19 protein-coding genes are annotated in these 19,684 nt (G+C 40.4%); 7 read left to right on the top strand and 12 right to left on the bottom strand.

Translation table 11 applies throughout. From position 1 onward, the window contains the following. Nucleotides 1-24: 24 nt before the first annotated feature. Nucleotides 25-1,398: a RagB/SusD family nutrient uptake outer membrane protein gene (locus ABDK00_RS08390; protein ID WP_346238497.1), complete on the top strand. Its 1,374-nt coding sequence runs from the start codon at nucleotides 25-27 to the stop codon at nucleotides 1,396-1,398. A 23-nt stretch (nucleotides 1,399-1,421) separates the two neighbouring features. Here ABDK00_RS08390 and ABDK00_RS08385 read toward each other — a convergent pair whose 3' ends face one another. Further along, nucleotides 1,422-1,745, bottom strand: a complete 324-nt coding sequence (locus ABDK00_RS08385) for a hypothetical protein (protein WP_346238498.1) — start codon at nucleotides 1,743-1,745, stop codon at nucleotides 1,422-1,424. Between the two features lie 261 nt (nucleotides 1,746-2,006). Beyond that, entirely contained in the window at nucleotides 2,007-3,005 is a 999-nt protein-coding gene (locus ABDK00_RS08380) for an AraC family transcriptional regulator (RefSeq protein ID WP_346238499.1), read from the bottom strand. A gap of 209 nt (nucleotides 3,006-3,214) precedes the next feature. Here ABDK00_RS08380 and ABDK00_RS08375 point away from each other — a divergent pair, with 209 nt between their 5' ends. The 4 genes from ABDK00_RS08375 (at nucleotide 3,215) to ABDK00_RS08360 (ending at nucleotide 6,929) form a co-directional block, all read left to right on the top strand. After that, entirely contained in the window at nucleotides 3,215-3,853 is a 639-nt protein-coding gene (locus ABDK00_RS08375; protein WP_346238500.1) for a GNAT family N-acetyltransferase, read from the top strand. A gap of 48 nt (nucleotides 3,854-3,901) precedes the next feature. Next, nucleotides 3,902-4,942, top strand: a complete 1,041-nt coding sequence (locus tag ABDK00_RS08370) for a heparan-alpha-glucosaminide N-acetyltransferase domain-containing protein (RefSeq protein WP_346238501.1) — start codon at nucleotides 3,902-3,904, stop codon at nucleotides 4,940-4,942. Then, a complete protein-coding gene (locus ABDK00_RS08365) occupies nucleotides 4,939-6,258 on the top strand; it encodes a lysine N(6)-hydroxylase/L-ornithine N(5)-oxygenase family protein (RefSeq protein WP_346238502.1) in 1,320 nt (439 codons plus the stop codon). Before ABDK00_RS08370 ends, ABDK00_RS08365 begins: the two co-directional genes overlap by 4 nt. Nucleotides 6,259-6,386: 128 nt before the next feature. Further along, nucleotides 6,387-6,929, top strand: coding sequence for a helix-turn-helix transcriptional regulator (locus tag ABDK00_RS08360; RefSeq protein ID WP_346238503.1), 543 nt, complete (start codon nucleotides 6,387-6,389; stop codon nucleotides 6,927-6,929). Between the two features lie 63 nt (nucleotides 6,930-6,992). Here ABDK00_RS08360 and pckA read toward each other — a convergent pair whose 3' ends face one another. Beyond that, the gene (gene pckA, locus ABDK00_RS08355) at nucleotides 6,993-8,582 is read right to left on the bottom strand and encodes a phosphoenolpyruvate carboxykinase (ATP) (protein WP_346238504.1); all 1,590 of its coding nucleotides are present in this window, start codon (nucleotides 8,580-8,582) and stop codon (nucleotides 6,993-6,995) included. Nucleotides 8,583-9,124: 542 nt separating this feature from the next. Here pckA and ABDK00_RS08350 point away from each other — a divergent pair. Continuing rightward, entirely contained in the window at nucleotides 9,125-9,538 is a 414-nt protein-coding gene (locus tag ABDK00_RS08350) for a hypothetical protein (protein WP_346238505.1), read from the top strand. Nucleotides 9,539-9,603: 65 nt separating this feature from the next. After that, nucleotides 9,604-10,038: a phage holin family protein gene (locus ABDK00_RS08345; protein WP_346238506.1), complete on the top strand. Its 435-nt coding sequence runs from the start codon at nucleotides 9,604-9,606 to the stop codon at nucleotides 10,036-10,038. A gap of 10 nt (nucleotides 10,039-10,048) precedes the next feature. Here the strand turns inward: ABDK00_RS08345 and ABDK00_RS08340 are convergent, their stop codons facing one another. From ABDK00_RS08340 to ABDK00_RS08300, 9 genes are all read right to left on the bottom strand, one after another. Continuing rightward, nucleotides 10,049-11,113, bottom strand: coding sequence for a GDP-L-fucose synthase (locus tag ABDK00_RS08340; protein WP_346238507.1), 1,065 nt, complete (start codon nucleotides 11,111-11,113; stop codon nucleotides 10,049-10,051). Then, nucleotides 11,106-12,254: a GDP-mannose 4,6-dehydratase gene (gmd, locus tag ABDK00_RS08335; protein WP_346238508.1), complete on the bottom strand. Its 1,149-nt coding sequence runs from the start codon at nucleotides 12,252-12,254 to the stop codon at nucleotides 11,106-11,108. Before gmd ends, ABDK00_RS08340 begins: the two co-directional genes overlap by 8 nt. 138 nt (nucleotides 12,255-12,392) lie before the next feature. Next, on the bottom strand, nucleotides 12,393-12,842 hold the full coding sequence (locus ABDK00_RS08330; RefSeq protein ID WP_346238509.1) for a WxcM-like domain-containing protein: 450 nt from the start codon (nucleotides 12,840-12,842) through the stop codon (nucleotides 12,393-12,395). After that, nucleotides 12,843-14,579: a DUF4838 domain-containing protein gene (locus ABDK00_RS08325; RefSeq protein ID WP_346238510.1), complete on the bottom strand. Its 1,737-nt coding sequence runs from the start codon at nucleotides 14,577-14,579 to the stop codon at nucleotides 12,843-12,845. A 45-nt stretch (nucleotides 14,580-14,624) separates the two neighbouring features. After that, nucleotides 14,625-15,911: a hypothetical protein gene (locus tag ABDK00_RS08320; RefSeq protein WP_346238511.1), complete on the bottom strand. Its 1,287-nt coding sequence runs from the start codon at nucleotides 15,909-15,911 to the stop codon at nucleotides 14,625-14,627. A gap of 229 nt (nucleotides 15,912-16,140) precedes the next feature. Then, nucleotides 16,141-17,181 (bottom strand): hypothetical protein, encoded by a 1,041-nt coding sequence (locus ABDK00_RS08315; RefSeq protein ID WP_346238512.1) that lies wholly within the window; start codon nucleotides 17,179-17,181, stop codon nucleotides 16,141-16,143. After that, entirely contained in the window at nucleotides 17,171-18,325 is a 1,155-nt protein-coding gene (locus ABDK00_RS08310; RefSeq protein WP_346238513.1) for an NAD-dependent epimerase/dehydratase family protein, read from the bottom strand. Before ABDK00_RS08310 ends, ABDK00_RS08315 begins: the two co-directional genes overlap by 11 nt. Beyond that, complete coding sequence (locus ABDK00_RS08305) at nucleotides 18,326-18,883, bottom strand: acyltransferase (RefSeq protein ID WP_346238514.1); 558 nt, start codon at nucleotides 18,881-18,883, stop codon at nucleotides 18,326-18,328. Next, the gene (locus ABDK00_RS08300) at nucleotides 18,883-19,683 is read right to left on the bottom strand and encodes a glycosyltransferase family A protein (RefSeq protein WP_346238515.1); all 801 of its coding nucleotides are present in this window, start codon (nucleotides 19,681-19,683) and stop codon (nucleotides 18,883-18,885) included. The genes ABDK00_RS08305 and ABDK00_RS08300 overlap by 1 nt, the downstream gene beginning before the upstream one ends. Nucleotide 19,684 lies beyond the last annotated feature (1 nt).

Here is a 19,684-nt window from a genome sequence, read left to right as displayed (position 1 = left end):
CTAATCAATCAAAAAAAATATAAAATGTTAAGACTTACTATTTTCCTTTTTAGTGCGGCTTGGATAGGTCTCTTAAGTGGCTGTCAAAAATATCTTGACGCCACGCCCGACAAAACGCTATCCACAATTTACGATATGCAGCAGTTGAGAAGTCTATTGGACAACACCTTCACTATGAGCACCAATTACCCTTTTGTGGGCGCTATGGCAAGTGATGACTATTTTATCCCCGACCAAATTTTTGAAGCTTTTATTGGCGACGAGCATAAAAGTGCCTACACGTGGGGTTTAGAGCATGAATCAGCAGACCCTGCAAATCAGTGGATGGCAAATTACAGACGTATATCAGCTGCTAATACAGTGCTGGACTATATAGGCGAGGTCTCGGCTTCAGGATTTTCTGAAATCCAACAAAATGCTTTAAAGGGCGAGGCTTTATTTTATAGGGCCTATACTTCATTGCTTCTAACGCAGATTTATGCGATGCCTTACAATCGTCAGACAGCTTCAGCAGAGCTTGGCGTCCCCATTAAATTAAGTTCAGATATAAATGAAGTTATTTCAAGACCAACGCTGGAACAAAATTTCAACCAAATAATTAAGGATTTGAAGGATGCTATTTTATTTTTACCTACAGCTGCAAACCCGTTACTACGACCTTCGCGTACAGCGGCAGAAGCAGCCCTCGCTCAAGTATACTTAATAATGGCAGACTATGAAAACGCATTCATTTATGCAGAAAAAGCGTTAAAAACGCAACCCCAACTTCTTGATTTTAACCAATTGTCGCTTACTGCAATGAATGTCATCCCCCTTTATAATGAAGAAGTCATATGGCATGGAGAGCTTGCAACGGCGCCATTACTAAATGTTTCCCGGATGCGAATTGATAGTAATCTTATGTCTATGTTTGATTCTTCGGATCTCCGCAAATATATATTTTTCAAATCGGCAGCAACTGAAACGTTTACTCTAAAATCAGCCTATAATGGATACCCCAACCCCGGGGTACTGTTTTGCGGGCTTGCGACAGACGAATTATATCTAATCAAAGCTGAGGCACTTATTCGTAAGGGAACTTACTCTGAAGGGCTGCAGGTGTTAAATGACCTCTTAATAAAAAGATATGACAATACCACATTTAAGCCTCGATCGGCAGGAAACAAGGAGGACGCTTTAGTGATTTTGTTAGCGGAGCGCAGAAAAGAACTATGCTTCCGAGGCATGAGCAGATGGATCGATATAAGAAGAATCAACAGTTACGATTCTCAAAAAATAACAGTTCGAAGGAAAATAGGTGACCGCATTTTTACACTTGAACCCGGAAGTACCCATTACGCATTTTTGTTGCCTCAGGAAGTCATCTTTCATACCGGAATAACTCAAAACAAAAGGTAGGTTGAACCTACCTTTTACCCAGTTTAGTTTCTGTAAGAAATTTTTCCGGAACTATTGACAGGGTCGTTGGGATTATCGCTAAGATCGTCAAGATCCTGCTCTGTCAAACCGGAAATAACTGGCTCATTAGAAACGCCATCTTCCGGTGCAAGAAAACCGCAGAATTCTGTACTACCGGCACAGGGCGACGCTCCTGGCTCATAATCAGATGGGTCTGTGCTGATAGTTGCACCGTCCTTCAATACCCAAAACTGATCAGTGACTACAGTCGGGCTTGATGTAAATGATACTAAACAAATAGCTAGCGCAATTGCGCCCACTCCCGGAATTAAATATTTTTTTCTCATGATTTTAAATTTTAATAAATGATAAATATGAGTCGACTATTGGCCAATACCGACATGTGTTCCACAGCCTTAACTTAAGACAATGGAGGTGATTAATATGCCTACTTTTTTCTACAGGTGTTCGGCACCTCCTGTTTTTTTGATAGGAATAATGGATCTGGAAAATCCCGTACCCTTTATTTCTAAGTTCGCCAAATAGAAAAAAATTGGCTTGTCCCGGACGACATTTTATTTTTTGCCGTTTTTAGATAGTTACCTTGTTTATTCGGGGCCGACTGTTTTTCTGTAAAAATTGGGGGGAAATTGATAATACCTTTTGAAACTCTTATAAAAGGCGGAGCTGTCGCTAAAGCCATAGTCAAAAGCAATCTCTTCAAATGTCTTTGTTGTAGAAACCACTTCCATAAAACAGCGAGACAGCCGCTCCTTATTCCAGGTTTCACGAAGGGTTTTCTTGAAATGTTGTTTAAAATGTTGCTTCAAATAAGTTTCACTCATTCCGGCCGTTCGTGCATAATTGCGAACGCCTTTAAAGGTCCTTAGGTCCGAAAGTAAATGCGATAAAACAGCTTGTAAGCGGCGCTCCAACTCCTGCTTTTTATCGTAACGAAAATGGCTACTCGCCATTTCTATTTTACAGCTGACTGCAAAACCTAACAATAACGTTACGCACTGATCGAGTAAAATAGCATTGATCTGCGGCTGGCTGATTAGAAACGTTATGAGCTCTGTTGTTTGCAACATTTGAAGTGTGGCGTATATATGTTTATCAAAGAGGTAAACCTCTTTTTTAGATTCGACAGCAGCAATAAAGGGGCCTAACAGATCGGGGAATAATTCAAATAAAGCATACAGATAGGAACGCTCAAGGTGGATATCCAATGTTGTGTAATAACAATCTTTCTCAAACAACGCGCGGTTATCCATCGAAAGAGCGTTGATCAAATTAAATTGCCATTGCCGATGCCGTATTTTCCCTGCAGAGGATGAATAGGAAATATTGCTTTGTAATAAAAGACTCAGCTCTATAAATGGTATCTCTGCACGGCTGTGTGTTTGAATTCTTTTGTTGATTTCATAGTTACTAAACCAAAGAGCATACTTAGGACGTTGAATTTTTTGAAATACCATATTTCCGAATCCCCCTTGCACGACGTGCAAGGATGCCTGTGGCAGAACGATCCCCTTATACCTGTTTGGCATGCTATCGGCCCACTCGAGCCGCTGGCCTTTCAAAGCGCTGATATCAAAGAGTTTCATATAAGATCGTTTTGGTTAAAAAATTTGCTTTCTCTAAAATGGTTTCAAATAATTGTCGCGAGCGACAATGAAAATGTCTTTCAGGACATACCATATACCGCCAACTCACAATACATTGCAATAAGTTATATATAAAACTACAACATTATCAAGATGTAGCGTTGTATAAACAATATACACCTGAGATTATTTCTCAAAACTAACAGCTTATGAAAAAGAAAATCTACCAACTATTTGAAGGTATTGTATTACCTGAGGACATTACACGCATCACCGGTAATGAAGCAATTTACCAGTTTAGATGTGGCGAGTGGTTGCTCCAAATCAAAACATTTAGTGTTGAAGGGCATAGTAAAATACTTCATCGCTGGTGTAATCAACCCTATAGCGCGCGGTTTTGGGCAATGCCCGGATCCCTAGAGGAACTTAAAGCTTATTATCATAAAATGGTCAAAACATTTGAGCACGCTCCTGTCATGCTTTTTTGCAATGGACAGCCCGTTGGATTTGCTGACTTATATCCCGTCTGGAAGGATATACTTATAAAATATTATAAAGCTTCTCCCAACGAATACGGCGTTCATTTTCTCATAGCACCTTACAAGGAGATTTTTCAAATGTTCAAACAAGTGCCCAAGGATTTTTCAGAGGTCTTACTGTGGGCGGTTTTGCGATACCTTTTTGTACAAGTTGGGGTTGAAAAAGTACTTGCAGAACCCGACCATTTAAATACAAATGCATGCCGGTTAGCGGAGCGTGTTGGCTTTAGATTTCTAAAGTATATCGAGCTACCTGAAAAAAAAGCCAGTTTATATATCCACGACAAAACTGCTTTTAAATATCAGTAAATAGCTATCTATTTGACCCTCCTTTTTTAAACTTTCAAAATACTAAGTATGAAAAACCGAAATTTTGCCATTGATATGGCAAGGGGCATTTCACTGCTCACCCTTCCCGTCGTTCATAGCGCATTATTTTATGCTCCGGGCGAAATAATAGACACTACACTCGGACAATTACTAGCATTTGTTGCGGAATTTGTGGGAGCTCCTGTTTTTATGGTGGCCATGGGCTGGAGTATCGCTCAAGGAGGCAGAAAGTCAATGGCGTGGATTTGCTCCAAAAGCATTTGGTTGCTCCTGATGGGTTATCTTTTAAACTTTCTAAAATTTGACCTTTTATTCTGCGCAGGCCTGCTGCCAGATAGTTTTTTCGAAATAAATAATATTGGGCGAGATTGGCAAGGCATGCTGCATCTGCTTATGATAGGTGACATCCTTCAATTAGCCGCAATTTCTTATTTTATTGGCGCCCTGCTCATGCGGGCAACAACACCACACAGCAAGGTAGTGCCCGTCCTATTTGCGGCGGTAATACTGTTGTCACCGTTAACGTGGCAACTATCACCACTATCCCACCCACTTGGCAGTTTTGTTTCTTTGCTGAATGGGATGCCCCCTACCTGCTTCTTCCCTTTGTTTCCCTGGCTGGCTTATCCCTTAGCAGGAATGCTCTTTCACCGGTTTACAGAAACGACTGATAAAAAAAGACATTTAAGCCTCGTTTGTATGATTGCAGTCGTTATGATATTGGCAGGCAGTCTCCTGCTGCATTGGGAGCCGGTGTCATGGCATTCCAATTTTTACCGGCTGGGGCCGGCCGGTACCATAATCCATGTTGCGTCCGCAGTCCTGTTTGTCTGTATTTGCTCTTTTATATCTGGTAAATGGGTCTTCAAAAATCAGAACTCGTTACTGCAGATTTTAAGTAAAAACGTAACTGCTGTCTATTTCATTCAATGGCTATTGGTGTGTTGGTGTATGATCATTTTCGGATACCGGCAACTTAGGGGGATTGAGCTGGGTTTTGCTATAATTATCATCACCAGCCTTACTATTTTCTTTTCAACCCTGTACGATAAATTAAAAAAACGATGAAATATACTTACGACATCCTCGGCGTCGGCTTAGGTCCATTTAATTTAGGTTTAGCAGCGCTATGCCAGCCAATCAGAAATTTGAAGACTGCGTTTGTAGATCAAAAGCCTTTCTTTAACTGGCATGAAGGCATGTTGATCCCCGGCACTACTTTACAAGTACCCTATCTTGCCGATCTTGTCACACTGGCTGATCCACGCAGCGCATTCACCTATTTGAACTATCTGAAAAAGCACCAGCGTTTACTGCGTTTTGGTATCCACGAGCAGGCATACATTACCCGTAACGAATACAACAACTATTGTAAGTGGGTGGCAGGTTCCTTGTCTAATCTTTACTTTAATCGAAAAGCTATCAAGATTGCTTACATTGAAGAAAAAGGAATGTTCGAAGTCACTTGCCTCAATGTTTTGACAGGCCGTAAGGAGCTCTTCAAGGCGAAAAAAATAGTTATGGGGACTGGCTCGCGCCCGTCTGTTCCATCGGCGATAAAGCCCAGGTTAAATGATGAGGTATTTCACTCATCAAGATATCTCCAGGTAAAACCCACCTTAAACAACCGGCGCCATGTTGTAATCGTGGGGTCGGGACAAAGCGCAGCAGAAATATTTTATGATCTGCTGGAAGACGCCAACCTAAGCCAAACAAAAATTTCATGGCATACCAGAAATGACCGCTTCTTTCCTATGGAGCAGACAAAATTTGCCTACGAAATGGCCTCGCCCGATTATATCGATTTCTTTTACCAACTTGACTTAGCAAAAAAGCATCAACTCCTTCCGCTGCAACAAAGCTTATACAAAGGCATCAATCATAATTTATTGAACAGCATTCATGACCGCTTATATGAAATGCAGAGTGAAGGAGCAGCCCCTCACATACATATCCAGGCCCATAGCGAACTGGAAAACCTTTCACAAAAGCCAGACAGTACCTACGAATTAAAATTTTACCATAACGCTTTGAAAAGGCATTTCAAAATCAACGCCGACGCCATTATATTGGCGACCGGCTACAAATGTTGTATCGACAGCAGCCTGTTTGCATTTCCTGATCGTTGGAAAAACCTCGTCAGAGAACCATTACTGGTCAATCGCAACTATTCCCTGGATGACCAAAATCTTATATTCATTCAACATGCAGAGTTACATACCCATGGATTTAATGCTGCTGATCTTAGCCTGGGGCCTTACCGGAATGCTGTTATCATAAATACAATTTTAGAATCAGAATTTTATCCTGTAGAAAAAAACACCTGCTTCCAACATTTTGGAATACCCGGTGATGTTGCTGCAAGTAAGGCACGATACCCCTGAAAATAACGCAGGTAACGATTTTCTGATATAACGTGAAGTTGAGTCTATTCAAAATATAATAAACAGCATTCATGTCACAGCTCCGATGATTGGCTCCGCGCATTATACACGCCATAAAACACTAGCTTATGAAAAACCTCAGAAAAACCCTGGGTTTTACCCAGGAAGAATTTGCTGTTATTTTAGGCGTTAGCAGGCCGTTATTTAATATGTATGAAAGAGGCAGGAGATCGTTACCTCCCGGTGCGTTTGAGAAACTTTCTAAAATTCAACTTTTACTAGCAGAAAATGAGCAGCACCCATCTGCGCCTTGCAAAAAACTAATGGCAATTCAACAAAAACATAGGCAAAGAGCGCAGCATTTATTGCAAGCCCAGGCAAAAAAGTCTGCTTCGAAAGCTATGAGGCTAAGCATGCAACTGTCTAAGTTGCGCCAAAAGTTGAAACAGCTGGAAAACAAACTCCTTATCACACAGCTATTTCTAAAAAGTGCCAATCCTAAAACAACAGAATGGAAGCTACTGACATTAATTGAAAGGCAGTTGCTATATACGCTTGACACTTTCAATCCGGGTGGAGAATTTATAACTGCCTACAAGTTATCGATGCACCATTTCGAACAACAACACGCCATGCATATGCACAGCAAGTTAAAACCTAAAAACAGATAGCTGCTTATCACTTTTATTTGCGAATTGCGACGATTCCATTATTATAATATTATAAATTCGCTGCTAACGGCCCATAGGCAACCCGGCTGGGATTACACCTTTAGGTTGAATCACCCGTTGGTAATTCGCTTCAAAATGAGTAATTAATTCGTTAGCCTGTAAAAAGTAAGCTTCCTGGTTGTCCCAGGAGTTTCTGGGCAACAGCATTTCACGCGGTACGTCCGGGCAGTAATCGGGAACATTTAAACGAAAGCAACTTTCCTGCGTAAAGGATACATGATCCAAACTGTTGCTTAAAATGGCGGTAACCATGAGCCTAGAAAATGCCAACGGTATACGTTGGCCGACCCCATATCGGCCGCCCGCCCAGCCGGTATTTACCATCCATACTTTTACTTTATGGTGATTTAATTTTTCCTGGAGTAAGCCCGCGTAGACCATCGGCGCCAAAGGCATAAATGGCGCGCCAAAACAGGCGCTGAAGGTTGGTTTGGGTTCTTTTATCCCCGCTTCTGTACCCGCAATTTTGGCGGTGTAACCATTTAAAAAGTAATAGATAGCCTGTTGTTGCGTAAGCCTGGATAGCGGAGGCAATACTCCAAAAGCATCACAAGTGAGAAAGATGATATGTTTTGGCGCTTTACCTGTGCCGTGTATCACCCGGTTACTTATATGCGATAAGGGGTAAGAAACCCTGGTATTCTCCGTAATGGCATCGCTATCGAAATTAATTTGATTTGTGTTTTTGAAAAAAGGGGTGTTCTCTACGATAGCGCCTGCTTTGATCGCATTGAAGATAGCCGGTTCTTTATTACCATCGAGCTTCATACACTTTGCATAGCATCCCCCCTCAAAGTTAAAAATCCCTTTTGCCGACCATCCATGTTCATCATCACCAATTAGCTTTCTTAAAGGGTCGGTACTTAAGGTGGTTTTGCCGGTGCCGCTTAAACCAAAAAAAAGTGCTGTAGCGCCATCTGCACCCTGGTTGGCAGCACAATGCATACTTAATACCTTTTTTTGTAATGGAAGCAGGTAGTTCAAAACCGTAAATACAGATTTTTTTATTTCGCCGGTGTAGCCCGAACCGGCAATAATTATAATTTTTCTTTTAAAATTGATGACCGTTGCGTTGGATTGCCGTGTGCCGCATTTTTCCGGGTTAAGCTCCAGATCCGGAGCAACTAACACATGCCAGTCGGGTTCAGTGAACGGTGGCAACTGACTACTGAGCGCGATAAACATATTGGCTACAAACAAACTCATCGCTGGCAATTGGTTGATGATGCGGAAACTGATTCGGTGGTCTTTATCAGCACCCGCGTAAACATCATTAATATATAATTGCGGGTGGCTATTTAAAAAGCTGATGGAGGCCTGAAATATTACCTCAAATTGGTCGGTAGAAATAGGATTATTAAACTCGTTCCAATCCACAGTCTCTTTTGTCAGATCGTCCTGCACAATAAACTTATCTTTTGGTGAGCGGCCTGTAAATTTACCGGTACGAATAACTAAGGCGCCGGTGCTGCTGAGTACTCCCCCTTTTTGATTCATGGCATGGGTCTGTAATTGAGTGGAGGATAACTGGTAATGCAGGCTTTGGGGAAAAATCCCTAACTGCTGCAAGCTGGTTAATTGAATGTTTTTCATATAAGCATCGTTTTAATCAGACGCAAATATATCATTTGAAATATTCTAACCAAACCAAACAATACTCACTCGTATTGAAATTATTCTAATAAAAAGGCGTTTAACAAAATATTATCTAAAGCAAAATCGAATTCAACTTTTCAAAGCGGCCGAAGCAACCCCTGCGAGCCGGAGATTTTGTAAATCTTTATAGCCGTATTTTTTTATCGCATCTGCAATGACCGGTTAAGATCTTCGCGCCGGTCATCACGCGTTTTTTGATTTGTTACATTTTTGAAAAAAAATTTCAACTGTGTCACAAATTTGTGACATTTTTTTTGTTACGTTTTTAAAGTGTAACAAAAAATTTTGTCACAATAAGGTGGGCCGATGTTTACACGATGGCCTCAAATCCTTGCCGGCAGGGCGTTTTGACCGCATCCACTGTGAAGCCTCTTCATTTCCGCAATTGCTAAAAACTTCTAAAAAGCCCCAACGGCTGCGCTAAACGGCTGTTGGCGGCTGTAGGTTTGCCCTATTGTTTCACTTTAAAAAACACCTTTATGCCAGACTATTCAGTACAGCAGCTCACCAGCGTGAGCGACTGCGATGCGGTACTAAGCATCGCTACCAAAGAACAGCAAGACCTGGAGTGGAAAAAGCTTTCCCTCGGCCGTCAGAAGCAACAGTATGCCGACCAATCAGTCAGCATTGCTGCGGAGCTTGCCGGTAAACAGGCGGAACTTGAAGTGCTGGATTCTATCATCGCAGGCCTGCCGGAAGGCAACCTGAAGGTAGAAAACCAGAACAAGAAGATCCGCGCCGAGTACAGCATTTTCCTGCTGGAAACCCGTCGCAATAATTATGGCGACGTGGCCCTGCTCGAAAAAGAGCTGGACTTGCAGCGGGTTGAACGCGAGCTGGAAGAAACCGCCGCTTTTATTGCTGAAGTGGAAAGCAGGAGAGCCACCATCTAAGCCCTCCTGCCCCGCCAACAAGCTGCCCCGTAAGGCAGTTTGTTTGGCTTTTTAATTCATCATTTATGCACCCCCAACTAACCAACACCATGAAACCTTTTATACACTACTGGCCGGACGGCTACCTGCTGAGCTGGCTGCTCGTTGTCTTTTTACTTGATTTTGTTTTCGGCATCTTAAAAGCCGCTTTTACGGGCCAGCAGCGGACATCGGGCCGCCTGCGCCAGTCCGTCATCAAACTGTTGCAATATGGCGGCTGTGTGATCGTGGCGGCTGTCATTTTAAATATCGTTACCGTTTCGAGCGAACAATTGGGCCGCCAGTTTGCCTGGCTGTTTGGAGACATCATGCTCTACGTGATGATCTATATTGAAGTCGTTTCCGTGCTGGAAAACATGGAAGCCATGGCCCCCAAAAGCCATTTTGTACGCCTCTTTGTTCGTCCTGTAAAACGGATCATTACCTTGCAGCTGACGAAGTTATTGAAGGAGGATGATTAATAATTGATGGCTACAAATACCAGCTTAATATCTTCGAAATCCCTTCATCAATATCAACAGAATGTTGCCACCCCAGCGCATGAATTTTGCTAACGTCGGTAAGCTTGCGCATCGTTCCGTCGGGCTTATCCCTATTAAATACAATGTCGCCAGTGTAACCGATTTTTTCTTTGATAAGCTCTGCAAGCCCTTTAATTGAGATTTCCCGGCCGGTACCGATATTAATATGAAAATTCCGCTTTTGCGACGCATCTTTTCTCAGGTCAGAAAAATCAATCCGCTCCATTAAAAAAACACAGGCATCGGCCATGTCTTCGCTCCACAAAAATTCCCGCAGCGGCTGGCCGCTGCCCCAAATTTCTACTGACTGCGAGGTTACGCCATACCTGGCCAAAACGCTTATTATTTCCTGGTGATTTGAACTGCCATTGACACCCTCAATGGGCCGCTTATCCAAATCCCCTTTAATCGCCATCCAGTTCTCTAACTTCAGCCAGTTAGCCAATAAAAACTTCCGGATCAAAGCCGGCAGCACATGGCTTTTTTCGAGATTGAAATTATCATTGGGCCCATATAAATTAGTAGGCATCGCCGAAATATAGTTCGTACCATATTGCAGGTTGAAGCTTTCCGTAGCTTTGATCCCCGCAATTTTGGCAATAGCATACGGCTCATTGGTAATTTCCAAAGGCCCCGTCAACAGGCTATCTTCTTTAATGGGCTGAGGGGCATCTTTGGGATAAATGCAGGTGCTGCCCAAAAACAGCAGCTTTTTTACGCCGGTTCTATAGCAATTGTCGATGACATTTTGCTGTATAGCCAGGTTTTCATGAATGAAATCAGCCCTGTAAACATTATTCGCCACAATACCTCCCACACGGGCCGCTGAAAGTATCACATAATCCGGTTTTTCTGCATTAAAAAATGCTGAAGTGGCTTCAGCATTTTTTAAATCCAGTTCTTTACTGGTTCTTCCGACCAGATTGGTATATCCCTTTTCCTGCAGGTTTTTCCATATTGCGGAGCCCACCAGTCCCCTGTGCCCCGCCACATATATTTTATCCGTCTTATTCATAATAATTCAACGCCGCATAGTTATTACGTTTCAATAAATCATTTTTCTTCATCAGGTGTACGTCAGACTGCATCATATCTTTTATCAAACCGTCCAGATCATATTCCGGCGTCCATCCCAATACCTCTTTTGATTTAGTCGGATCGCCTATCAGCAACTCAACTTCTGTTGGCCTGAAATACCTTGGATCCACTTCTGCCACCACTTCATTGATTCTCTTTTTAAACGCATCCAGGTAATCGCTTCCCGCTTTTTCACTGAAGACAGTTTCATCGATGCTATCGATTAAAATCTTTTCCTTTACACCCTCGCCTTCGCTTCGAACCGTAACGCCCACATAAGCGAAGGATTTTTTTACAAAGTCCCTTACCGTAGTGGTTACGCCGGTTGCGATAACATAATCATCCGCTTTATCCTGTTGCAAAATCAGGTACATGGCTTTCACATAGTCTTTGGCATGGCCCCAGTCGCGCTGCGCATCGAGATTGCCAAGGTATAATTTGCTTTGTGCATTCAGCGCAATGCGACTGATAGCACGGGTGATTTTACGTGTAACAAAAGTCTCCCCCCGTATCGGCGATTCATGGTTAAACAAAATACCGTTGCTGGCATGCATACCATAAGCCTCCCTGTAGTTAACTGTGATCCAGTATCCGTAGAGTTTAGCTACTGCATAGGGCGAGCGCGGATAAAAAGGTGTCGTTTCTTTTTGAGGCACTTCCTGGACCAACCCGTACAATTCAGACGTAGAAGCCTGGTAAATTCTTGTTTTCCCAGTCAGATTTAAAAGCCGAACAGCTTCCAGAATGCGGAGGGTTCCAATACCATCGGCATTAGCTGTGTATTCGGGCGTATCAAAACTAACTTTAACATGGCTCATAGCCGCCAGGTTGTAGATCTCATCCGGCTGCACTTCTTGTATAATGCGCGTCAGGTTCATGGAGTCAGTTAAATCCCCATAGTGAAGCGTAAGCTTCTTATTTTCTTCGTGTGGATCCTCGTATAAATGATCGATACGATCCGTATTAAACAAAGAAGTCCGGCGTTTTATGCCATGCACATCATATCCTTTTTTTAAAAGGAACTCTGCTAAATAAGCCCCATCCTGGCCGGTGATACCGCTAATTAATGCTGTTTTCATTGATATATTTAAAATACTTGGGCAGCAAATATAAGTATTTGCTAGTCCTGATAACTGAATTAAGATTACGCGTAAGAATTACTTTTAACGATATTCTAATAATAGTTAGTTATATAAACAAGACTACAATTAATTTCCTTAGCAATTGTGCCAATCCACCCAAAGCCCATCGTCAAATCTGTAATCATCTTTTCTTGACTCCTCTACTGAACAGTCCGAAAAAACCATTATTTGAGATTCGGGCTCCAATGCTTTGAACCCCGTAGCAAAGCCTCCCGGAACATAAAGTATGCTCGGTTGTTGACTATCGAGATCGAATACCTCAGGTTTAAGATTCTCAGAGGGCTGAGCCCAGTCATCTGGCTCAACCAAATTCAGATGAAACCTACCCTTGATTACGAAAAACCACTTTTGCTCCACTTTATGCCCCTGCCAGGCCCTAACTACTTTTGTTGATGGGTGGCTGATCATATAGAAACGTTTCACAGCACGCATGTCAAATTTATTAGCAAATGTCAATGTGCCCCTTTTGTCGTTATGAAGATCACAGCTTAGAATCTGTGGTCGATTTATTTGTTTTTCTGCCATTTATTTGCTATTTATTTCGGAAAAGGTTTGCATTTTGTATTGATCGGGAGATCGTTCGCCAAACGACAAAAAAGAAACGCCGAGTAACTTCGCGTTAGCAGAGAATGAAGCAACTTTGTTTTGTAATGCTGCTGTAGAAGTTATATTTTTTTGTCGCTTTAGATTTTCCTTTCCAATTTCGATTTCCGCATAGGATAATGCTAAGCGTTCTTTTTTAACGCGGTTTAAAAATGTCCTATTATCTTTTACAGCCCTTTCTGCACTATCGAATATTTGATTGTAATCCCGAAGGTGCTGATTGCTTAGATAAGTTTGACGAGCAGCCAGGGGGCTACTATATTCAGTAATGGGAACGGCAGAACTGCCCGCTCTTGCAAACTTGCTTATCAAATCCAGATACTTTTTTAAATATCCCGAAGCCGGACCGTAATAGGCATTTAAAAATTCATTTATTGTATTATCCACATCCAGCTCTGGGTTCCATAAAAGCTTTGCCAACAAATAAGAGCGAAGTTCAGAAAACTCACTTTTTTGACGTCCAGTACCTTGTTCAAAAACTTGCTTTATCGACAGGCTTCTAAAGAACTGTATGTTATCTTGATATGTGGACCAATTAGGAAATGGGGACATCGAGTGAAAGTAATTGGCTGCGTAATCCCATATAAAAATATTGGCTGTCTGTTGCTGCCACTTTGCTAATGCTGATCTACAGGCCACCGACTGGGGGTCATTCGCCGTTTTGAGCGGCTGCATTCTATTAGTGTTCGTGAAACAAAACATTATCTCAACATTTTTCCGGGGCTTTAGGGTTTTTGACGGGAGCATTGACTGGTTATACGCTAGTGTGCTGATAATCTTGTCAGGAAAGGCGTCAGCCATTTTGTTCACAAAGGGAAGCAGTGTTTCAATAAATCCATTCCCGTTATCATGCTTAGGTTTACATAGATTACAGCTACAACTGAAAGGATAATCCGGATGACTTACCGACCATACTTTGTTGTTAGGCCTTGCGTTAATTTCATGTTGCAACACACCCTTGACGACTTTAAATACGTCAGGGTTGCTAAAACAAACCTGAGCCGGATTTCTTTTACCATTAATCAGCGCGTAATATTCAGGATGCTGCACAAAATACTTTTCCGCCGGTAAAAACCAAGATAAGGAATGAGCTGGATACATACGGTCTTCAAAGAAATAATTCATTTTATGCCAGTCAGCAAATGTTTTATCAATATCATCTTCGAAAAGCGCATTTCTATAATCAAACGCTGGATTTCGGCTCAAATCTATGTCATTAGCGATAGAAAGATTTCTGTTTGATGGAATAAAACTCACCTCTTTAGTATATCTACGGCAACCTAAAAATTCTTCCAAAAAGGTATAAACACTATATAGCACCCCTTTTCTTCGGCCTCCAGAAATAATTAGCTTATCTTTTGCCGTCTTTATCAGAATACCGTCCTCGTGATCAACCGACACCCGATAACCCCTTACATTCCCTACTAATATTTCTTTTTTCCTGCGGAGTTTAAATTCCGACACAACAGGAATGAAAGTACCGGTTATCTGCCTTAAGTATTTTTGCAGTTCATTTGACGCTATTTTTTCCACTTGAGTTGCCTTTTCCGGTATTACTATCTGATATTCTGAATGGCCGTTCTTGGCCAAAAAGATCTCTTGACCATTGGAATAAAAATAACTCAAAATAAATGTAAAAAAGATACACGCAACCTTCATAATTTTCTTCTTCGACAGGTTTCTACATATTTGCCGACCCAACAGCTAAAATGAATTTTTTATTATTTCAAAAACATTGGTTAACGGCATAGTTGCCATTTCCGGTGTCTTCCTACTAGTATCAATAAAGTATCCGATGCCATGATGTTGACCATTTTTAATGGCCACAAAGGATATGTATTTCTTAAACGCCTCTATAGTTTGATTTAGTTCGATTGATTTAATAAAAAATGTGTCATCTATGTTTTTGGAATAAATCAACTCAATAAACAATTCATTCCCCCTGTAATCAACATTAAAAATCTCTGACCCCTCCGGAGAAACAAATGATTTCAGAATTTGCTCGGCATTCTTCGCTTCCTCTTCACTATTAAACTTAACTAAAAAATCTCTAGACATCCTGGGTAACACTTCCTTATATGACACCCCTATTTGATCTAGAAAACGGGCGTGCTCTTTTAAACGCCAGTAAAAAGTAACTTTTCCGTGAGGCTCCTGATGTAAACCAGTTGCGATGAATAACCGTGCTGTAGTGTTAAACAACTTCCCTAAAATGTCGTCATAAATTTTTAAAATCAATAATAGGGGATCTTGATCCGCAGGGCAATACCACTCGGGATTCTTAAACTCTCCGTCATAAACTTTTGAATTGAACATATAGTGGTGCTGAAAATGGGCGCCGGAATTTAAAAATAGCGAGGAAAATTCTGGTTTATGCTTATTCCAGTTTGATACGAATACATCACCCAGGAGCCTATCCAAAATGGCCGCTTTTATACCTACTTTGGATTTCACCTTCAATAACAAACCAAAGTATTTAAATTTGTCGCGAAAAGGGACATAGGTCATCAGCGACTTTATAATAGCCACGGCTGAAGACGAGTTAACTTTTTCACTAGCATTGTCGTTTACAGATTGGGACACGGCTGCAGAGAGATCTTTTAACAGCTTAGAACCGGATGCCGGTGTCTTGGTCCAGGGATCTGGAACGAAAAAAAGCGGATTTCGCAGCCGATTATCAGCATTAAAAGGAGAAACGGCGCCAACGGTGTGTCCTTTAGATTCAGCAATTTCCCATAATTGAGTGAGATCTTTCCTATCAACGATATCACCCAACCTAAACACCTTATGCTCATCGTATGTTTTTCCGGTATGAATGGTCACCCATTGAATCCATGGTTCTAAAAGCTCATATTTACTTTCAGAGGTCGTTTCTGCATAACCATACTCCGAGAATAGTTTCTTGAAGTTAGGTAAGTGACCAGATACAGTATATTTTTTGATATAATCAAAATTAAGTTCATTAAGTCCCAATAAAATTGTCTTATTCATTAGTTTTTTTTTAGGAAAAGTTAAGTTTAATCGTTTACCTCTATGGGTTTTATTTTTTAATCAACCTATTACCATACTAAATCGTATTACCTGGCTATCATCATTTAAAGTTATCAAAGCCCATTTTATAAAAATTTTTACCGCATTTTTTAATTTTCTCTATGGGAACCGATTTTCGCATATATTGTTACCTTTCGAAATTACTCACCCTTTACAGATGGTTTATGGTTTAACCTACCAAGGTTTTCCAATCTTCCGATTCCGGTTTTAAAAACAAATCTGACAGCCATCCTTCCATGGAGCATTTTTTGTAAAGGGCCTCCGGTATTGGATAATAATCCGAAACAAAAAAATCCAAATCGATTTTAATATTATCTCTGTCAATAATAAAGAAATTTTGTGGACTATAAAAAGGATATCGCTTTATTTCCGCATTCGTAGTTATCACTTTTTTTCGCGCCCCAATAGCTTCAAAAGTCCTCATGGTAAGTCCCTTTTGACCTGGATGATTAATATCCAAAACCACCTTGGATTTTTTATACAGATCAATTATTTGTTCCGAACTTAAACTATTGAAGCTCATCTTTTTATATTCGAACTGTTTGAATGATTGATCAAATATCTTTTTAAAAAAAAATACGGCCCTACTATGTATAAAATAGTATGTAAAAAATGTAAGATTATTCATTTTACACCAACTTACTAATTTGTTGCTGATGACGTATCTGTCGGAATGAGCAGTTCCAATAAAAAGAAGATCATACACATATTCTACAGAGTCGGTTTTGCTAATATTTTGGAACTTGTCGAGAAAAAACAACGGTCGAAACCCGATATTAAATTTCACAGCATCTTCGCGGTCAAACGTAAACCTTTTATCAAAATATTTAAGAATTGTTGTTGGGTGTCCGTGGTTAGAAAATGAATCCCATGTAAAATAAATCAATTCGCATTGCGGATTAATCTTTTTAAACTGTTCCAGAAAAGTAGCAGTGATCACCTCTCCACGATTCACAAACAGGTAATCAAAACTTTCGTGTTCTATTTGTTTCAATATTTTAGAATAATATTCATCAATTCTTTGCTGATAAATCTTTCTTTTTAAGCGAATAATCCCCTTGGTAAAATTGCTGTTAGACGGGCGTTCATCAAAATATGTTACAATAGCTCCATTTTCTGTTAGCTTATTGGTAATCTCCTGTTCAAGACGAAATGTTTGAATTGAAAAAAACAATATCCTTTTCCCTTCAACGCCCTGCCTAAGATTCATTGCTTTTATTTTTATTATACAGCCCTTTTGCTTCCATTTCCTCTAAGGATCTTGTGAGCTTATCTTCCTGTACTTCCTGCGTTAGCACCCAATTGGTAAATTGCGCAATGCCTTGATCGAAAGTAAAAGATGGCTCAAAACCAAGCAATGTTCTGATTTTGGTTAAATCTGCAAAATTATGTCTGATATCACCCAAGCGATACGAACCGGTAATATGGACCGGAACGTCTATCCCATAGTTGTTAATCAGGGCTTGGGCAACAGAAAGTACATTAACTGCCTTGCCCAGACCTACATTAAAAACCTCACCCCCTGCCTTTTCATTTTCGATGCCCAATATTGTTGCAGCAACCACATCGTCGATAAATACAAAGTCGCGGCTCTCTTTTCCATCCTCAAAAATATTAATGGGGTTGCCATTTCTTATTTGAGTGGAAAAGATAGATAAAATACCAGTGTAAGGATTGGAAAGAGATTGGCCTGGACCATAAACATTTTGGTATCTAAACGCAACGGGCTGTATTCCAAGCGTAGGGCATACCGTCATAACCATCTGTTCCTGGTTTTGCTTAGTAATTCCATAAACCGATGATGGGTGTATGGTGGCTAACTCGTCAGTCGCCATCAATTTCAAAACCTGATCGTCCTTATATTTTACTTCAAAATTACCTGCCTGCATATCTGCCTCGGATCTATGGGTTGGGTAAACAACACCATAACTTGGATGAAGATATTTACCTTCCCCGTAAATGGAACGGGAAGACGCAACTACTACCTTTTTCACCGAATGGGATTGATTCGCCAGAATATCCAGCATTAAAGCTGTTCCTCCGATATTGACATTCGTGTACTTTTCTATCTCATACATAGACTGACCCGTACCTGTTTCCGCAGCCAGGTGCACAATTACGTCTTGGTCTTTCAAGGATTTTTCAAGATCGGGCTTTGAAGTCACTGTTCCTCGAATAAATTGAACCTTGTTTTTTATACTGTTGTAAAGTGGTGATGTAGTCTCAGGATTGCTCCCATGTATCTGTGGGGACAGGTTGTCTAAAACCGTTACGTAATAACCCCTTTGTATCAGCCTTAATGCCAAATTACTTCCAATAAAACCGGCTCCTCCGGTAATAAGAATTTTTTTCATTTAATTATCTATTTTCTCCCAAACTTTTTTTTCGGGATTATATTTTTTTACAACTTTCGCTGGCGCGCCTACAATTACGCAATAATCATCAAAAACACCTCTTACTACAGAGTTTGCTCCTACGATGCAATGCATACCAAGAATTGTACCCGCTTGAATTGCGGCCCCAATTCCAATGAAACAATTTGAACCAATTTCCGTTGTTTTAATAATATTTCTTTGTGATAGAACGGGGATACCAATTTCTTCGTAGCTATGATCTATATTAGTTATAAATACATTGGCTAAAATAGCAGTGCCGTCTCCGATTTTTAATTCCGAGCCACTGGTAATATGAACGTTTTGACCGATACCCACATTATTTCCAATTACAATACGACCTTCTTTCCCCACAGCCTCCATTCTCACATGTGGAAAAATTCGGACGTTATTTCCTACAAAAATGCGCCTGACATTCGAAAGATAGGTAGGTCTCCCCATATAACTTGGCATTCCAAAACGTCCAAAAAAAGGAGCATAAAAAAGCGCCCTTAGAATCCAAAATATTTTATACATCATTACCTTCTCATTTTCACGATTAATTGCCTCCTCCAATACTTAAACGTCACGTAAGTAGCGAATAGAATATACAGTAATATATTTATATATTTCAAACGGAGAATGTCGTTAAGATTTTTAAGCTCACCCAAGTACATTCCTTTCAAATTTCCGGAAAGACCGCTATGACCAAATAGAGGCTTTCCACCTCCTGCTATTGCAAAGTTCTGATTCAAAATTATCATCTTACCATTTTTGGCGAATCGCATCCATAAATTAGCGTCTTCCGAATATTTTTGCTTTTCATCATAAAACCCTGCTTTTTGAATAAGCTCCCTTTTAAATAATGATGTTATCGTTGAGGGAGCCATTTTAATTAACATCTTTTTTAGAGTAACTTTGTAAATGTCATGCTCCAACTTATAGGGAAACGCCAAACTTTGATTATTATGCAAAGTTCCAACGAAATCGACTCCATATTTTTTTAGAGCTGCAACTTGAGCATGTAATTTACCAGGTAACCATACATCATCTGAATCAAGTAAGGCGATCAATTCACCAGTAGATCTTTTTATTCCCAAATTTCTTGCGCTAGATACGCCGCCATTTATTTTGTCAATTAGTAAAATTTTCTCCTGTAAGTTTTCTCGCAAAATAAAATCCTCGACAATCTCCTTTGAATTGTCTGTACTCCCATCATTTACAATAATTATCTCAATTTTAGAATAATGTTGGTTTAATACACTTTTCAATGATTGTACTATTGTTTTAGCAGCATTGTATAAGGGAATTATAACGCTTATAGTTGGATTTTGATTCATA

The sequence above is a fragment of the Niabella insulisoli genome (assembly GCF_039652435.2).
Classification (GTDB): domain Bacteria; phylum Bacteroidota; class Bacteroidia; order Chitinophagales; family Chitinophagaceae; genus Niabella; species Niabella insulamsoli.
The sequence above is the reverse complement of the archived record's forward strand: the minus strand, read 5'-3'. Positions and strand labels throughout refer to the sequence as shown.

Coding starts and splice junctions, on each gene's coding strand:
- ABDK00_RS08390 (WP_346238497.1), top strand. CDS start 25: ATGTTAAGACTTACTATTTTCCTTTTTAGTGCGGCTTGGATAGGTCTC.
- ABDK00_RS08385 (WP_346238498.1), bottom strand. CDS start 1,745: ATGAGAAAAAAATATTTAATTCCGGGAGTGGGCGCAATTGCGCTAGCT.
- ABDK00_RS08380 (WP_346238499.1), bottom strand. CDS start 3,005: ATGAAACTCTTTGATATCAGCGCTTTGAAAGGCCAGCGGCTCGAGTGG.
- ABDK00_RS08375 (WP_346238500.1), top strand. CDS start 3,215: ATGAAAAAGAAAATCTACCAACTATTTGAAGGTATTGTATTACCTGAG.
- ABDK00_RS08370 (WP_346238501.1), top strand. CDS start 3,902: ATGAAAAACCGAAATTTTGCCATTGATATGGCAAGGGGCATTTCACTG.
- ABDK00_RS08365 (WP_346238502.1), top strand. CDS start 4,939: ATGAAATATACTTACGACATCCTCGGCGTCGGCTTAGGTCCATTTAAT.
- ABDK00_RS08360 (WP_346238503.1), top strand. CDS start 6,387: ATGAAAAACCTCAGAAAAACCCTGGGTTTTACCCAGGAAGAATTTGCT.
- pckA (WP_346238504.1), bottom strand. CDS start 8,582: ATGAAAAACATTCAATTAACCAGCTTGCAGCAGTTAGGGATTTTTCCC.
- ABDK00_RS08350 (WP_346238505.1), top strand. CDS start 9,125: ATGCCAGACTATTCAGTACAGCAGCTCACCAGCGTGAGCGACTGCGAT.
- ABDK00_RS08345 (WP_346238506.1), top strand. CDS start 9,604: ATGCACCCCCAACTAACCAACACCATGAAACCTTTTATACACTACTGG.
- ABDK00_RS08340 (WP_346238507.1), bottom strand. CDS start 11,113: ATGAATAAGACGGATAAAATATATGTGGCGGGGCACAGGGGACTGGTG.
- gmd (WP_346238508.1), bottom strand. CDS start 12,254: ATGAAAACAGCATTAATTAGCGGTATCACCGGCCAGGATGGGGCTTAT.
- ABDK00_RS08330 (WP_346238509.1), bottom strand. CDS start 12,842: ATGGCAGAAAAACAAATAAATCGACCACAGATTCTAAGCTGTGATCTT.
- ABDK00_RS08325 (WP_346238510.1), bottom strand. CDS start 14,579: ATGAAGGTTGCGTGTATCTTTTTTACATTTATTTTGAGTTATTTTTAT.
- ABDK00_RS08320 (WP_346238511.1), bottom strand. CDS start 15,911: ATGAATAAGACAATTTTATTGGGACTTAATGAACTTAATTTTGATTAT.
- ABDK00_RS08315 (WP_346238512.1), bottom strand. CDS start 17,181: ATGAATCTTAGGCAGGGCGTTGAAGGGAAAAGGATATTGTTTTTTTCA.
- ABDK00_RS08310 (WP_346238513.1), bottom strand. CDS start 18,325: ATGAAAAAAATTCTTATTACCGGAGGAGCCGGTTTTATTGGAAGTAAT.
- ABDK00_RS08305 (WP_346238514.1), bottom strand. CDS start 18,883: ATGATGTATAAAATATTTTGGATTCTAAGGGCGCTTTTTTATGCTCCT.
- ABDK00_RS08300 (WP_346238515.1), bottom strand. CDS start 19,683: ATGAATCAAAATCCAACTATAAGCGTTATAATTCCCTTATACAATGCT.